Consider the following 14,167-nt stretch of genomic DNA (forward strand, 5'->3'; position numbering starts at 1 on the left):
GATGCGGCTCCTTCAAGTTCGAGCCGCATTATGCCGCTGGCGCAGGGCCATCAGTACAGCGGCGGTTGCTCGGCTGCTTCCCGGCGCAGCTGCGCGGCACGTACCAGCACCGGCGGCGGAATGTTCTCTTCGGGAATGTCGAGCAGGCCGAGACGATGCAGGAAGGTGCCCGGGCCACGCGAGGACGTCAGTGCGACTACCGGCACCGCCAGCACCATGCCGATCACCACCGGCGCCATCCACGCCGCCAGCGAGGGCGATACCGCCCAGGCCAGCAGGCCCATGAAGGCACCGAACACGCCCAGCCCGCCGTAGCCGCGGATCAGGGCCATCCACGAGATGCCACCATCGTCACGCTGCTGCGCGTCCCAGCCGGAATCGCGGCCGGACAGCACTTCGGCCACGCCGCGCGACTGCACGTACATCACCACTGGCGCCATCAGCGCGGCCAGCACGGTCTCCACCAGCATCGACACGAACGCACGGATCGCGCCGCCGCAGCCGCGGCGGTCGACCGGGTCCAGCAGCATCGCCAGGTAGCCCAGCACCTTGGGCAGCAGCAGCACCGCCATGGTGGCGGCGAACAGGCGTACCACCTGTTCCTCATCCTGGGCACGCCAGTACACGCTGGGCGACAGGTGCAGCAGGGCGTTGAAGTCGATGCCTTCCTGGAACAGCGGAATGGCGATGCCGATCAGCATCAGCATCGCCCACATCGGCGCGGTGAAATAGTGGCCGATGCCGATCAGCATGTGCGTGCGGCTGATCCAGTGCAGGCCGCGGCTGCCGACCACCTTGCCATGCTGCAGGTTGCCCTGGCACCAGCGGCGGTCGCGCACCAGCAGGTCGGTCAGCGTCGGCGGGCCTTCTTCATAGCTGCCGCCCAGGTACGGCACCATGTGCGCTGCCCAACCGCCACGCCGCATCAGCGCCGCTTCGACGAAATCGTGGCTGAGCACGTGGCCGCCGAACGGCTTGCGCCCCGGCAGCGCCGGCAGGCCGGCGTGGTCGGCGAAGGCACGGGTGCGGATGATCGCGTTGTGGCCCCAGTAGTTGCTCTCGGCGCCATGCCACCAGGCCACCCCACGGGCAATCACCGGGCCGTACACGCGACCGCCGAACTGCTGCATGCGGGCGAACAGGGTGCGGCCACCGATCACCGATGGCAGGGTCTGGATCAGGCCGACATCGGCGTTGTGTTCCATGCCGGCCACCAGGCGCACGATGCTGTCGCCGGTCATCAGGCTGTCGGCGTCCAGGATCAGCATCTGCGGGTAGGCGCCACCGAAGCGACGCACCCAGTCGGCGATGTTGCCGGCCTTGCGCCCGCTGTTGTCGCCGCGGCGGCGGTAGAACAGCCGCGTCCGGCCGTCCGGCACGCGGTCGCGCAGTTCGGCGAATACCTGCTCCTCGGCGCGTGCGATGTCCTCGCGCCGGGTATCGCTGAGCACGAAGAAGTCGAAGCGTTCGAGCTGGCCGGTGGCGGCCACCGACTCGTAGATCGCCTGCAGGCCCGCCAGCAGCCGGCGCGGATCCTCGTTGTAGGTCGGCATCAGCAGCGCGGTGCGGCTGTGCACGGTCGGCAGCGGTTTGTCCGGGTCGATGCCGAGGCGGTAGCCGCGGTCGAACACGGCGGTCAGGAAGCCGGCCACGGCGCTGGCAAAGGACAGCGCGATCCAGGCGAACAGGCCGACGAACAGCACCAGCAGGCAGGCTTCCAGCACGCTGATGCCATTGGCCGACAGCACCCGCCACATCATGCGGGTGGCGATGGCGGTCATGGCCAGGGTGCCGCCGAAGATGTAGAACCGGCGCAGGCCGATCAGGCGTGGCGAGGTACGGTGCCGACGGACCTTCAGCGCGCCTTCGCGCAGGGTCTGTTCGGGCATCGACAGCGGTGATTCGGCGGGCAGCAGCGCCCAGCCGGCGTCGAGCCGGGGCGTATCCGCTTCCGCGTGGATGGTTTGACCCCCCATCACCGCTTACTCCCCACGGTCGGCATGGCCGGCCGTCCCGGCCGGGCTGCATGCGCGAAGGTTCCCGGCGCGCCTTCCCGGCGCCCGCACTTGTCCTGGCTGTGCCGGCCCTTGGCCGCACAGTCGCTGTCTGTCACTACCGGAACCCACACGATCTCCAACGGGGCGGAATCGAAAATGCGGCCCAGTCTAGGGCGCCGGATGTAAGCCGAGTGCGAAGGCCTACGCCGGGATTTATCCCCATTCAGCAAACAGCAGGCGATGGCGCGCCGAGCAGTGGGATGTCACTTCGTGACACTGGGTACTGGATCGTAACAAACGCGAACGGTTATCATTTCATTAACCAGGCAGGTCACCGTCTTCCGAACGGCCGAGACCCACCCAGCTGCGCCGGCCCGAACCGTGCGCCCTACGACCCATGGAAGGGGGCCTGCCTGCTTGTCTGCGTGCGCCCGTTGCTTCCATCCGGTCCCCCTCATCCGATGGAAGCCGTCATGTCCCAGCTGTTCCGTTCCCGTTCCGCGCGCCTGCCGCGTACCCGCCTGGCCAGTGCCCTGGCCACCGCCTGCCTGCTGGCCCTGCCCGGCCTTGCCACCGCAGAGGCCAGCGCCGATGCCTCCACCAAGGATCTGGATACCGTGGTGGTCACCGCCTCGGGCAACCAGCAATGGATCAAGGATGCCCCGGCCAGCATCAGCGTGATCAGCCGCGAGGACATTGCGCGCCAGCCGGTGCACGACCTGGCCACCCTGCTCAGCCGCGTGCCCGGCGTGACCGGCGGCCTCAGCGCTGTCGGCGAGCAATCCAAGATCAAGCTGCGCGGCATGCCGTCCAACTACACGCTGGTGCTGGTGGACGGCAAGCGCATGGGCAGCTCGGCATCGACCAACTACCGGCCGGACCTGGGCCGCCAGGATCTGAACTGGATTTCGCCCGACCAGATCGAGCGCATAGAAGTGGTGCGCGGACCGATGTCGTCGCTGTACGGCTCCGACGCCATGGGCGGCGTGATCAACATCATCACCCGGCGCATCGGCGATGAATGGAACGGCAGCGCAACGCACAGCTATACCCGCCCCGGCGACGGCAAGCGCGGTGATACCCAGCAGATCGGCGCCACCTTCTCCGGCCCGCTCGGCGAACGCTTCGGCCTGCGTATCGGTGCCAACAGCATGCGCCGCGACTCGGACCAGTCCAACGGTGGTGTCTACGGCAACGCCTACGCCGGCGAGAAGGACCGTAATGTCGACGCACTGCTGCAATGGAAGCTCAGCGACGCACAGGAGCTGTCGCTGGAAGCCGGCCATGGCGTGCAGCAGGCCTTCATCGACGCCTCGCTGGAAAAGCAGGACGAAGGCGCCTGGGGTGCCAGCGAACTCAAGCGCAGCTCGCTGGCGCTCAACCACGATGGCAAGTGGAGCTTCGGTAATTCGAAGATCAGTGCGTACTGGACCGAGTACAAGAACGACATCGGTCCTACCGGCCGTTCCGAAGCGACCGATACGATCATCGAGGGCAGCCTGACCACGCCGTTCACCCTCGGCGTTGAACACCAGTTCGCCGTGGGCGGCCAGTGGAAGCGCCAGGAGCTGACCAACACCGACACCATCGGCCGCGCGCCGATCGACTATGCCGGCAATGCCGTCAGCGGCTCCGATCTGGAAGTGGATACCTGGGCCCTGTTCGTCGAAGACGAACTGAAGCTGCACCGCACCCTGGCGCTGACCCTGGGCGCGCGCCTGGACCACCATGAGAAGTTTGGTGGCCACGTCAGCCCGCGCGCCTACCTGGTCTGGCATCCGGCCGAGCAATGGACCATCCGCGGTGGCGTTTCCAAGGGCTTCCGCGCCCCCAGCCTGACCGAGAACTCCGCCAGCGCCGCCACCCAGTCCGGTGGCCGTGGCTGCACCTCGCTGATCCCGCTGGGCTATACCCGCGGCGGCTGCTACATGGCCGGCAACCCCGACCTGGACCCGGAAACCAGCACCAACCGCGAGATCGGCATCAGCTTCGACAACGACCTGGTCGATGCCGGCCTGACCTACTTCCATACCGACTTCAGGAACAAGATCGAGTACGCACCGCTGGGCAGGTTCAACGGCATCTGGTGGACGCGGATGAGCAACGTGCAGCGCGCACGCACCAGCGGCATGGAAGGCAACCTCAATTTCCGCTTCGGCGAGCACTGGCGCTGGCGCACCTCGGCCACCTGGATGAAGGAAGCCAAGAACCTGACCACCGGCCGCAACCTGATCGATACCCCGGAATTCTCTGGCTATTCGTCGCTGGACTGGACGCCCAACACGGTGTTTTCCAGCAGTCTGTCGGCGCAGTACACCGGCAAGCAGGCCGGCACGGCGACGACCTTCCTCAAGGCCTACACGTTGTATGACCTGACCGCGGCCTGGAACGTCAACGAGGTCCTGACCCTGCGTGGCGGTGTCAGCAACCTGGCGGACAAGAAGCTGTATGCGGAAGGCTCCACCGACTACTTCGTGGCCGGCCGCAGCTACTTCCTCAGCATGACCGCGCGGTTCTGACCAACGGCATCCTCCGCGATCGCGCTGGCGAAGGGCCAGCGCGATCGGCGGTGTTGCGGATTACTCGCTTTCCAGTGCGGCGGCGGGCGCCGCGCTCTGCGTAGCCGCCGTGCGTGCACGGTCCATCGCTACCGCCAGTTGCTGGCGTGCGAGCAGCTGTTGCGCCTGCACCACTTCAGGTGTCGGCAGGAGCACCGGTCCCGGTGCGTTTTCCGGTGTAGCAGGTGTGGTCATGCAACCTCCATGGACATCCCGCCACCGCACGGATTCAGCGGGTGCGGCAGCGGAACTGCGCACCCTATCCTAAAAACAAGGCGGATGGGTGACGGCGCGGCGCTTGGCCTCAGCAGCCGGAACCAGGCAGGCGTCACATTTTTGACGGTGGCGCTTGGATCCTGAATAGGACTTGTCCTATCATGAAAACGTTTTCTCACAGGGATGTTTCCCCCAATGAATACCACTGACCTGTCCCGCTTCAGCCCGAAGTGGCAGTTCCGCTTCAACTTCTTCCAGCAACATGGCGCGCCCAAGGAACCAGGCTTCAAGCAGGCCTGGAAGGCGCTGTCCTTCGGCGACCGCCTGAAGGTCAACATCAACTTCTTCGCCTTCTTCTTCGGCGCCATCTACCTGTTCATCCTGGGCATGTGGCGCAAGGCGCTGGTGGTGATCGGCATCAACATCGCGCTGGCCGTCGTGACCCTGTTCCTGCCCGACATCGTGGCCCGTGCCGTGTTCATCGCCATGAACTTCCTGGTCGCCTCCAGCACCAACTACAGCTACTACCTGGAGCAGGTGAAGGGCCGCGCCAGCTGGAACCCCTTCGAAGGCATGTTCTAAAGCCGCGGCAGCGGCCGGCCCCGACCGGCACAGCGACGAGCAGAAACGACGACGCCCGGCCTTGGCCGGGCGTCTTCATGTGCACTCCGGCCAGCGTCAGGCCGCGCGGCGTGCCGCGGCCACCGGCTCGGCCTGCAGGCGGAAGCGCGAGACCGCCACCGCCAGCTGCTCGGCCTGCTCCTCCATCGCCCGCGCCGCGGCGCTGGCTTCCTCCACCAGTGCGGCATTCTGCTGGGTGGTCTCGTCCATCTGCACGACGGTCTGGTTGACCTGCTCGATGCCGGCCGACTGTTCGCGCGAGGCGGCCGAGATCTCGGCCATGATCTCGTTGACCCGTCCCACCTGGCCGACGATGGCCTGCATGGTGCGGCCCGCACCGTGCACCAGCTGCGCACCGGCACCGACCTGCGCCACCGATGCGTCGATCAGCTCCTTGATCTCCTTCGCAGCGCCCGCCGAGCGCTGCGCCAGCGCGCGTACTTCGCTGGCGACCACGGCGAAGCCGCGGCCCTGCTCACCGGCACGCGCCGCTTCCACCGCCGCATTCAACGCCAGGATGTTGGTCTGGAAAGCGATGCCATCGATCACCGAAATGATCTCGGCGATGCGCTGCGACGATGCCTCGATCTGCTCCATGGTCTGCACCACCTGGTTGACCACTTCCCCGCCCTCGCTGGCAACGCCAGCGGCGGAACCCGCCAGGGTATTGGCCTGCAGCGCGTGGTCGGCGTTCTGGCGCACGGTGGAGGTCAGCTCCTCCATCGAGGCGGCGGTCTCTTCCAGGTTGGCGGCCTGCTGCTCGGTACGACGCGAGAGATCGCTGTTGCCCGCAGCGATCTCACCCGCCGCCAGGCGGATGCTGGCGGCCGACTGCTGGATCTGCCCGACGATCTGGGTCAACTGCTGCACGGTGCTGTTGGCATCGTCGCGCATCACCGCGAACACACCATGGAAATCACCACGCATGCGTGCGCTGAGGTCGCCGGCGGCAATCGCGCGAAGCAGCGTCGACAGCTCAGCCAGGTTGTGATCGCTGACCTGCATCATGATGTTGAGGGTCTCCACCATGCGGCGGAAATCGTGATCGAAGCGCTGGGCGTCGCCGCGTACAGCGAAGTCGCCGGCCGCCGCCGCGGCAGCCAGCTGCTGGATCTGCTCGTTGATCGCGGCCAGGTTGCTCTTGGTGGTGGCCATTGCAGCGGTGAACACCGCCTTCTCGCCCGGCAGCGCTTCCATGTCCACGCTGAGGTCACCCACCGCGTAACGCTGCATCACCTCGACCAGGCGCTGGGTGACCGCATTGCTGGAGGCCACCAGCTGGTTGCTGTCGGCCACCATGCGGCCGTACTCGCCGGGGAAGGCAGTGGCGTCCATGCGGTAGCTCAGCTCGCCGGCATCGTGGCGGCGCGCCATTTCCGCCTGTGCGGCCATCACTGCCTGCAGCTGTCCGCGCATGCCCTGCATCGCCTCCAGCAGGCGGCCCACTTCATCGTTGCTGCGCGCCGGCAAGGCGCTGTCGAGCTTGCCGGCGGCAACGTCACCCGCCACCCGCACCGCTTCGGCCAACGGGCGGATCGCCAGGCGGCGCAGCAGCACGTAGACACCTGCGCTGAGGGTCAGCGCGGCCACCACGCCAACCAGCAACGTCAGCCACAGCAGCTGGCGCGCCTCGGCGACGATCACCGCATGCGGCATCACCACGCCCAGTGCGAAGCGCTGCGGGGCATTGCCCACGCGCAGCGGCACGTACACGCGCACATTGCCGGCCGCGTCCGGGGTGAAGGCCTCAAACCTGCGGTCGGCGGCGATGTCGGCCAGCATGCTGCGGGTCAATGCGTCGCTGCGCGGCTTGCCGATCTCGGCAGCGTTCGCCGACGCCAGCACCACGCCCTTGGGCGAAAGCAGCTCGACGCGACCTGCACCCATCGGCGTCAGCGTCGCCAGGTGCTTCTGCAGCGCCGCCAGCGAGAAGTCGACGGTGAACACGCCGAGGAAGGTACCGTTCTCGACGATCGGCGAGCTCAGCGTGCTCATCAGCACCTGCTGGCCGGCGATGTCATAGGCATAGGGTTCACTGACCTTGGGCAGCTTGTCGCGGCTGGGCACCACGTACCAGTCGGCCGAACCGTCGGCGGCTTCGGTGTAGTCGGTCATGGTCGACTGCTGCGGCTTGCCGTCATGCCAGGCCCAGTAGCTCATGTAGCGGCCGCTGGCATCATGCATCTCGGTATTGGCGAACTCGGCATCCTTGCCATCGAAGGCGTCGGCCTCCCACATGGTGCTCTTGCCCAGCCATTCCGGGTGGGTACGCAGCTGCTCACCGAGCACGGCCGCCAGGCTGGCGCGATCAGGCACGTCACCCCGCGCACGCTGGGCGAGCACGGCTTCGACCATGGCATCGTTGCTGGCGAACGCCGTGCCCAGGTCGGCAGCGACCTGGCGCGCTTCGGCGTTGGCCTCGCTGGTCATGGTCTGGCGCGAGGCATCGATCAGGCTGGCACTGGCCTGGCGATAGATCAGGAACGCCGTCAGGCCGAAGCACAGCAGCGCGATGACAGCGGTGCCCAGCATCAGCTTGTGGGCGATGCTGCCCGGACGGCGGGCAGCGGCGGAACGGGAAGAAGGCATGGAGGGGTCCGCAAGGCAGTTCAGGACGACCGGCACCGCGAGGGCACCGCGCAGGCGCGCGATCCGTCGCGCAGGCCACCGGCCGCCGGGACCCGCCCGGCGCAGGAAGCGCACCGGGTTAGCGGCCGCCTGCCAACGAGGTTGAGGCGACCGCCCTACACATTCCTGAATGCACTCAGGGACGGGACAGGAACCCGCCCCGGCGTCCCCTATTCGGCCACCCGATCCTTGATCCACTCCGCGCGTGGCAACACCTCGATGCTGCCTGCGGCGTACTGCTGCAGCACGGCGTCCGGCCCGAAACGCGGCTGCCACCCCAGCTCCCTGCGGATGCGGGCGCTGTCGTAGACGCGGTCGACGCTCAGCGGCAACGGCCAGCCGCGGCGCTCGAACTCGGCCAGCAGCTGCGGCACGCGCCGGGCCAGTACGTTGCGCGGCTGGGTGGCAAGTTCCAGGCAATCCTCGCGCCGGAACGGGGTCGCTGCGCAGGCGATGTAGCGGGCGAAGGCCGGCCCCTCATCCAGCAGCAGCGCGGCATGGGCACTGGCCACGTCACGGGCGTCGATCCCACGATGCAACCGGAACATCGCCATCCGTTCCGGCGGTTCCGGGAAGCAGCGCCCCATCCGCAGCACGCGCACGCCGAAGTCCGGTCCGGCCGCAGCTTCAGCCAGGGCCTCGGCCTGCAGCTTGCTGCGGTGGTAGATCGTTCGCGGCAACGGCTCGGTATCCTCATCGATCCAGCGGCATCCTCCTGCCACCACCGCGTGGCCGTACAGCGCGGTGGTACTGGTCAGCACGAACCGCCGCGCACCTGCCTCGCGCGCCGCCTGCAGCAGGTGCGCAGTGGCGTCCACATTGATCTGCTGGAACACCGCGTCCGGTACCAGGCCGACGTGCGGCGCATGCAGGGCCGCGGTATGGATGACCGCGTCGACGCCCTGCACCGCGCGCACGACGGCTTGATGATCGGTGACATCGGCAATGATGCGCGTGGTGGCGAACGGGCTGCGGTCCAGGCCCACCACTTCATGGGCAGCCGCCAGCGCGCCGAAGATCGCGCGCCCGATCCGCCCGGAACTGCCGGTCAACAGAATCTTCATTGAGTCCATTCACTCGAAGCGCCCGGGAACTACCGGGATGCCTCGATTCTAGGCATGCAACGGCGCGTCTGCGATAGGACAACCGCGCAACTGTACGTTCATCTTGACGACTTCGGCGGAGCCAGCAGTTGGCGCGCGATGAACAGCGGGTCGTCGCCGCCTGCCACGTCAGGCGCGACACCGTTCCGTTCCCAGTTGCCACCGGTGCGCAGATTGATCGGTTGCCGGTCCGGAATGCTGATCTGATAGCCATCGGGCAGCAGCACAGGATCATCGAACATATGTGCGGCACCGCCACTGCGGCCGCCGACGATTCGCGCACGCCCCAGCGCCTGCAGCGAATACGCGACGAACTCGGCCGCCGAGCCGGTGCGGCGGTCGATCAGTATCACCAGCGGCTTCAGGTACAGCGGAAGGCTTGCTGGCGGCAGCGGCACCGGGGTACGCCGGCCACGTTGCTCCAGCGCCTGCACTGCGGTGACACCCGGCTCCAGCAGGGTCCGCACCAGCAGGTCGGCGCTGCCATCATCACCGCCTCCGTTCTGGCGCAGATCCAGCACCAGGCCCTCGGTGTCGGCCAGCAGGGTGAACGCTGCCGCGAGCCTGGGCCGTGCCAGATCGAGCGGATAGAAGGTGCTCAGCCGCAGGTAACCGATGTTGCCTTCCAGCACCCGCACCTCGCGCACACCCGCACCATTGCTGCGTGCATCCGCACGCCAGGCCATCAGCCAATCGTCCTGGCCGGCGCCGGCATCCACCCGTTCCACATGGAAGTGGCCGTCGAACACGTCCAGATCCTGGTTCAGGCGCGCACTGAAGCCCTTCGGGTCCGTACAGCTGTCCACATAGCGCTGCTGGGTGGACCAGCCACGCACCGCGTCGGCGATGCGTGCGCCTTCGGCCACGTCCAGGTAGTGCGTCTCTATTGCCGCAGCCGCCGCCTGCAGCACTGTGTCCTGGGCCGGGCAGGACGCCGCCAGCAGCGTGCCCAGCATCCACGAAACCGCCATGACCCCACCCCGCATTGATGATATGTAAGTGCTTATATATCATCCCGGCATGGATCTCCAACATGCCTCTCTGGGAACATTGCTGCGCGCCCTGCTGGACCAGCTCGATCCGGCGGTCGAGCAGGCCTATCGCGACCTGCAGCTGGACTACCGGCCGCGCTACACCCCGGTGCTGCGCACGCTGATGGCGCAGGGCCCCTGCCGCATCAAGGATCTGGCGCTGGCCTGCGGACTCAGCCATTCGGCACTCAGCCAGACGGTGGCCGCGATGGTGCGCGACGGCTGGCTGCACGCCGTCATCGGCGAAGACAGCCGCGAGCGCATCCTGCAGCTGAGCCCGCACGCACTGCAGGCACTGCCGGCGCTGCAGGCGCAATGGCAGGCCACCGCACGCGCCGCGCGCAGCCTCGATGCGGATCTCGGCCAGTCGCTGGAACAGGTGCTGCGCGAGGCACTGCAGGTTCTGGAGCAGCGGCCATTCGCGCAACGCCTGCGCGACGCCCGCCGGCGCTGACACTGCGCCGTCACCGATGCCTCGCCTCTTCGTGGACGGCGGCCCCCGCTGCATTCGCCTGAATGGCCATGCCATCAACCGCGTGCGCACGTGGCGTGAAGGACATGGCGGGGATGGCGACCTGGACTTAGCACGCGTTGGCCAAGCATGGGCGCTGCCGTTGACGACGGCGCCGACCCTGCAGCAGGAGAGTCCCATGACCGACCAGAATCACCGCTCCAACCGGGGCTTCGCCTCGATGGACCAGGACAAACAGCGCGCGATCGCCGCCAAGGGCGGGCGCGCGGCGCACGCCTCCGGCAACGCGCACGAGTTCAGCCCCGACGAAGCGCGTGCTGCAGGCCGCAAGGGCGGCGAAGCGATCAGCCGCGACCGGCAGCACATGGCCGCGATCGGACGCGAAGGTGGGCACGCACGCCACGCCAATGCACGCCAGCAACAGCAGCAGATCGAGCACGGTGCAGAGGATCCACAGCCCCAGCAGGGGTGAACCCCGCACGGTCAGGCCGGGGCGCGCTGCCGATACAGCCCAAGCGCCACAAGCAGGGCCAGCGCACCCGCAGCCGCCATCGCCCAACCGAACCCGCTGGCCATCGCACTGCGGTACCACGTCAGCACCTGCGGCGTGGTGTGCATCGAGCCTGGGTGCAGGATCAGTTCACGCGCCTGCGCAACAAGCCGCTGCTGCCCTGCGGCCTGCGCGGATGCGGCGAACTGCTGTACAGCACGCTGGCCCATCAGGCTGCCCAGCAACGCGATGCCCAGGCTCATGCCGGCCTGGCGCAGCGCGTTCATCGTGGCTGAGGCAATACCTGCGCGTTCGGCCGGTGCGTTGGCCATGATTGCCATGCCGGTCGCCGGCACTGCCAGCCCCATTCCAATGCCAAGCAGCATCAGCACGGCACTGGCATAAGCGCTCGAAGTAGCCGGTGCGAACGTGGCCATCACGCACAGCGCCACCCCGGCCAGAGCGTAGCCCAGCACCAGCGCGGCATGCAGGCCGAGGTGGGCGACCAGACGACCGAACAGCAGCGAGACGACCCCCATCAACAGGAACTGGGGAGCCAGCTGTGAGCCCGCCAGCGCGGCGCTATGTCCCTGTGCCTGCTGGAAGAACAGCGACAGGAAGAACAGGCTCGCATAGGCGGTGAAGCCCAGCACGAACGAGGCCAGGTTGAGCATGCCGAAGCGGCGGTCGGCAAACAGGTCCAGCGGCAGCAGTGGGCGTGCCACCCGCCGCTCGACGATGCCGAACAGGATCAGCCCGGCAGTTGCGGTGCCCAGCGCCAGAAGCGTCATCGAGGCCAGCAGGCCATGCTCGCCAATCGCGATCAGGCCATAGCACAGCGCGCCCAGCGCAACGATGCTGAGCAGCTGCCCGGCCGGATCCAGTGCAGCGTGCTGCGGGTGCCGCCGCTCGGCAATGCCCCAGGCGCCAAGCACAAGCGCCAGCAGCCCCAAAGGCAGGTTGATCAGGAAGATGCTGGGCCAGCCGGCGCGCTGCACCAGCGCACCGCCCAGCAACGGGCCGAGCACCAGTGCCAACGCGCTGAAGGCGGACCAGCCACCGATCACGCGCGCACGCTGGCGTGGATCGGGAAATGCATGACTCAGGATCGGCATCGCACTCGGAATCAACAGCGCACCTGCCACGCCCTGCACCGCGCGCCCGGCGACCAGGGTCGAAAGATCCTTGGCACAGGCGCACAGCAGCGAGCCCAGGGTGAAGGTGGCGACGCTCAGCAGCCACATCCGCCGATGACCGTAGCGATCCCCCAGCGGACCGGCTGACAGCATCAGCGCTGACAGTGCGATCGCGTAGGCGTTGATCACCCACTGCAGGCCTGCCATGTCGGTCTGCAGCGCCTGCTGCAGGGTTGGCAGGGCCACGTTGACGATGCTGATGTCCAGCGAAGCGAGGAACGTACCGAGGTAGGCCGCCATCACCAGGGCGGGCCGTTGGAGGCGTTTCATGCGTGGATCCCGGGGGAGGATGTGCGCGCATCCTAGCGATTGACTGACCGTCGGTCAATGACCGACGGTCAGTCAGTGCGCAAAGGCCGCTAGAATGGCGGCCGTCACACCCGGATACCGCCCACCATGCAGACCCCAGCTGTCGCCAGGCCTCGCACCAAGCCCGCCGAAGCCCGCCAGGAAGAACTGATGGACGCGGCGCAGGCGTTGTTCCTGTCGCAGGGTGTGGACGCAACCACCATCAGCGACATCGTCGCCGCGGCCGACGTGGCCAAGGGCACCTTCTATACCTATTTCGCCTCCCGCACCGAGATCCTGCAGGCGCTGGCGCAACGCTACACGCGGCAGTTCATGGAAGAGGTCGAGCAGGCCGTGCAGCAGCACCCTGCCGGTGATGGCGCAGCGCGCCTGCGCGCCTGGATCCGCGCCAACATCGAGATCTACGTGCGCACCCACGCGTTGCATGACGTGGTGTACGCCAACCATCACCACCACCAGCGCGGCAACGCCGAGCGCAACGCGATCCAGCAGCAGCTACTGGGCATCCTCGAAACGGGCAACGCAACCGGACTGTGGCAGTTGCCCGCTCCACAGGTCACCGCCTCGTTGATCTATGCCGGCGTACATGGCGCCACCGACGACCTGATCGCCACACCGGCACAGGATGCCGATGCCTTCATTGCCGCCGTGGAAGCGAATTGCCTGCGCATGGTCGGCGTTCCAGCAGCTACGACGCGCGGCGGCAGACGCCGCTGAAGCAACGCTCCCCGCTCAGGTGTGGGCGAGAATGTTCAACAGCCGCCCGAACGGGTCGCGGACGAAAAAGCGACGCACGCCCCAGGGCTCGTCGGCCGGGCCATACTCCAGCGGGATGCCGGCCGCGTGCACGCGCTCCAGCACCTGCTGCAGGTCGTCCACTTCGATCGACAGGTCGGGCACCGCGGTGCCGGAACCCCCTTCGCTGGCAAAGCTCACCTGCGCCAGCGCACTGCCCTGCCCGCCATGGGTGACGATCCACCCATGATCCATCACCACCGGCATGCCCAGCAGACTGCCATAGAACGCTGCGGCACGCGCCGGGTCGGGCGTGGCGATGTTGGCGACAATACGTTTGACGGCCATGTGCAGCGGCTCCGATGCGATTTCCCATCCTCGCCGCTGCGTGCATGGCCCGCAAGCGGGCTCGGGCCAGATGCCCGCATCGCCAACGGAGGCGATCGCTGAAACAGAAGAGCCCCGTCGATGACGGGGCTCCACGTACGGCTCAAACGGCGCGACTCACACGCCCATGCACAGATCGACCACGCAGGTGTTGTACGCCTGCTGGCATTCACCGGCATCGCTGCCACTGGCCAGGCACATCTGATAAGCCCGCCAGCAGGGCTGGTCGCAGGGCTCGACCGGCCCAGCCACCGCGACCGAACCGGTACACGCCAACGCGAATACTGCCACTGCGATCATTTTCCTGGCAACACGCATCGCCATCACTCCTTGATAAGCCTGGTGAGCCCAGGCCGGCCCACGTTAGCGAGGACATGGGGAGACGAAGTGAAGCCATCTGTCACGCACACTTAACCCGTTCACA

At 67.3% G+C, this 14,167-nt stretch carries 13 protein-coding genes; 5 read left to right on the forward strand and 8 right to left on the reverse strand.

Annotation, left to right across the window (positions count from 1 at the left end; genetic code table 11):
• Positions 1-50 precede the first annotated feature (50 nt).
• Positions 51-1,976 (reverse strand): glucans biosynthesis glucosyltransferase MdoH, encoded by a 1,926-nt coding sequence (gene mdoH / locus AC5P88_RS06385; RefSeq protein ID WP_495224607.1) that lies wholly within the window; start codon positions 1,974-1,976, stop codon positions 51-53.
• A gap of 494 nt (positions 1,977-2,470) precedes the next feature.
• Between mdoH and AC5P88_RS06390 the strand changes: the two genes are divergently transcribed.
• Positions 2,471-4,516 (forward strand): TonB-dependent receptor domain-containing protein, encoded by a 2,046-nt coding sequence (locus AC5P88_RS06390; protein WP_495224608.1) that lies wholly within the window; start codon positions 2,471-2,473, stop codon positions 4,514-4,516.
• Between the two features lie 60 nt (positions 4,517-4,576).
• Here the strand turns inward: AC5P88_RS06390 and AC5P88_RS06395 are convergent, their stop codons facing one another.
• Complete coding sequence (locus tag AC5P88_RS06395) at positions 4,577-4,750, reverse strand: hypothetical protein (RefSeq protein WP_005411154.1); 174 nt, start codon at positions 4,748-4,750, stop codon at positions 4,577-4,579.
• Between the two features lie 216 nt (positions 4,751-4,966).
• Here AC5P88_RS06395 and AC5P88_RS06400 point away from each other — a divergent pair, with 216 nt between their 5' ends.
• Complete coding sequence (locus AC5P88_RS06400) at positions 4,967-5,353, forward strand: DUF2628 domain-containing protein (protein ID WP_495224609.1); 387 nt, start codon at positions 4,967-4,969, stop codon at positions 5,351-5,353.
• Between the two features lie 96 nt (positions 5,354-5,449).
• Here AC5P88_RS06400 and AC5P88_RS06405 read toward each other — a convergent pair whose 3' ends face one another.
• The 3 genes from AC5P88_RS06405 to AC5P88_RS06415 form a co-directional block, all read right to left on the reverse strand.
• Entirely contained in the window at positions 5,450-7,981 is a 2,532-nt protein-coding gene (locus AC5P88_RS06405; protein WP_495224610.1) for a methyl-accepting chemotaxis protein, read from the reverse strand.
• 209 nt (positions 7,982-8,190) lie between these two features.
• Entirely contained in the window at positions 8,191-9,084 is an 894-nt protein-coding gene (locus AC5P88_RS06410) for an NAD-dependent epimerase/dehydratase family protein (RefSeq protein ID WP_111113069.1), read from the reverse strand.
• A 98-nt stretch (positions 9,085-9,182) separates the two neighbouring features.
• Positions 9,183-10,094, reverse strand: a complete 912-nt coding sequence (locus AC5P88_RS06415) for a S41 family peptidase (RefSeq protein WP_111204596.1) — start codon at positions 10,092-10,094, stop codon at positions 9,183-9,185.
• Positions 10,095-10,143: 49 nt separating this feature from the next.
• Here AC5P88_RS06415 and AC5P88_RS06420 point away from each other — a divergent pair, with 49 nt between their 5' ends.
• Positions 10,144-10,608 (forward strand): MarR family winged helix-turn-helix transcriptional regulator, encoded by a 465-nt coding sequence (locus AC5P88_RS06420; RefSeq protein WP_049429458.1) that lies wholly within the window; start codon positions 10,144-10,146, stop codon positions 10,606-10,608.
• Positions 10,609-10,804: 196 nt separating this feature from the next.
• Entirely contained in the window at positions 10,805-11,098 is a 294-nt protein-coding gene (locus AC5P88_RS06425) for a KGG domain-containing protein (protein WP_106548866.1), read from the forward strand.
• Positions 11,099-11,109: 11 nt separating this feature from the next.
• Here the strand turns inward: AC5P88_RS06425 and AC5P88_RS06430 are convergent, their stop codons facing one another.
• Positions 11,110-12,582: an MFS transporter gene (locus AC5P88_RS06430; RefSeq protein ID WP_495224611.1), complete on the reverse strand. Its 1,473-nt coding sequence runs from the start codon at positions 12,580-12,582 to the stop codon at positions 11,110-11,112.
• Positions 12,583-12,708: 126 nt separating this feature from the next.
• Here AC5P88_RS06430 and AC5P88_RS06435 point away from each other — a divergent pair, with 126 nt between their 5' ends.
• Positions 12,709-13,338 carry a TetR/AcrR family transcriptional regulator gene (locus AC5P88_RS06435; protein WP_495224612.1) on the forward strand — a complete coding sequence of 210 codons (630 nt, stop codon included), beginning with the start codon at positions 12,709-12,711 and terminating at the stop codon, positions 13,336-13,338.
• 15 nt (positions 13,339-13,353) lie between these two features.
• Here AC5P88_RS06435 and AC5P88_RS06440 read toward each other — a convergent pair whose 3' ends face one another.
• Together AC5P88_RS06440 and AC5P88_RS06445 are read right to left on the reverse strand one after the other, a co-directional pair.
• Positions 13,354-13,704: a VOC family protein gene (locus AC5P88_RS06440; protein ID WP_495224613.1), complete on the reverse strand. Its 351-nt coding sequence runs from the start codon at positions 13,702-13,704 to the stop codon at positions 13,354-13,356.
• A gap of 156 nt (positions 13,705-13,860) precedes the next feature.
• Positions 13,861-14,061, reverse strand: a complete 201-nt coding sequence (locus tag AC5P88_RS06445; protein WP_495224614.1) for a hypothetical protein — start codon at positions 14,059-14,061, stop codon at positions 13,861-13,863.
• Between the last annotated feature and the right edge of the window lie 106 nt (positions 14,062-14,167).

Source organism: Stenotrophomonas sp. YJH_SMC_8 (genome assembly GCF_059371315.1).

Coding starts and splice junctions, on each gene's coding strand:
- AC5P88_RS06430 (WP_495224611.1), bottom strand. CDS start 12,582: ATGAAACGCCTCCAACGGCCCGCCCTGGTGATGGCGGCCTACCTCGGT.
- AC5P88_RS06405 (WP_495224610.1), bottom strand. CDS start 7,981: ATGCCTTCTTCCCGTTCCGCCGCTGCCCGCCGTCCGGGCAGCATCGCC.
- AC5P88_RS06440 (WP_495224613.1), bottom strand. CDS start 13,704: ATGGCCGTCAAACGTATTGTCGCCAACATCGCCACGCCCGACCCGGCG.
- AC5P88_RS06395 (WP_005411154.1), bottom strand. CDS start 4,750: ATGACCACACCTGCTACACCGGAAAACGCACCGGGACCGGTGCTCCTG.
- AC5P88_RS06420 (WP_049429458.1), top strand. CDS start 10,144: ATGGATCTCCAACATGCCTCTCTGGGAACATTGCTGCGCGCCCTGCTG.
- AC5P88_RS06390 (WP_495224608.1), top strand. CDS start 2,471: ATGTCCCAGCTGTTCCGTTCCCGTTCCGCGCGCCTGCCGCGTACCCGC.
- AC5P88_RS06445 (WP_495224614.1), bottom strand. CDS start 14,061: ATGCGTGTTGCCAGGAAAATGATCGCAGTGGCAGTATTCGCGTTGGCG.
- AC5P88_RS06410 (WP_111113069.1), bottom strand. CDS start 9,084: ATGAAGATTCTGTTGACCGGCAGTTCCGGGCGGATCGGGCGCGCGATC.
- mdoH (WP_495224607.1), bottom strand. CDS start 1,976: ATGGGGGGTCAAACCATCCACGCGGAAGCGGATACGCCCCGGCTCGAC.
- AC5P88_RS06425 (WP_106548866.1), top strand. CDS start 10,805: ATGACCGACCAGAATCACCGCTCCAACCGGGGCTTCGCCTCGATGGAC.
- AC5P88_RS06400 (WP_495224609.1), top strand. CDS start 4,967: ATGAATACCACTGACCTGTCCCGCTTCAGCCCGAAGTGGCAGTTCCGC.
- AC5P88_RS06435 (WP_495224612.1), top strand. CDS start 12,709: ATGCAGACCCCAGCTGTCGCCAGGCCTCGCACCAAGCCCGCCGAAGCC.
- AC5P88_RS06415 (WP_111204596.1), bottom strand. CDS start 10,094: ATGGCGGTTTCGTGGATGCTGGGCACGCTGCTGGCGGCGTCCTGCCCG.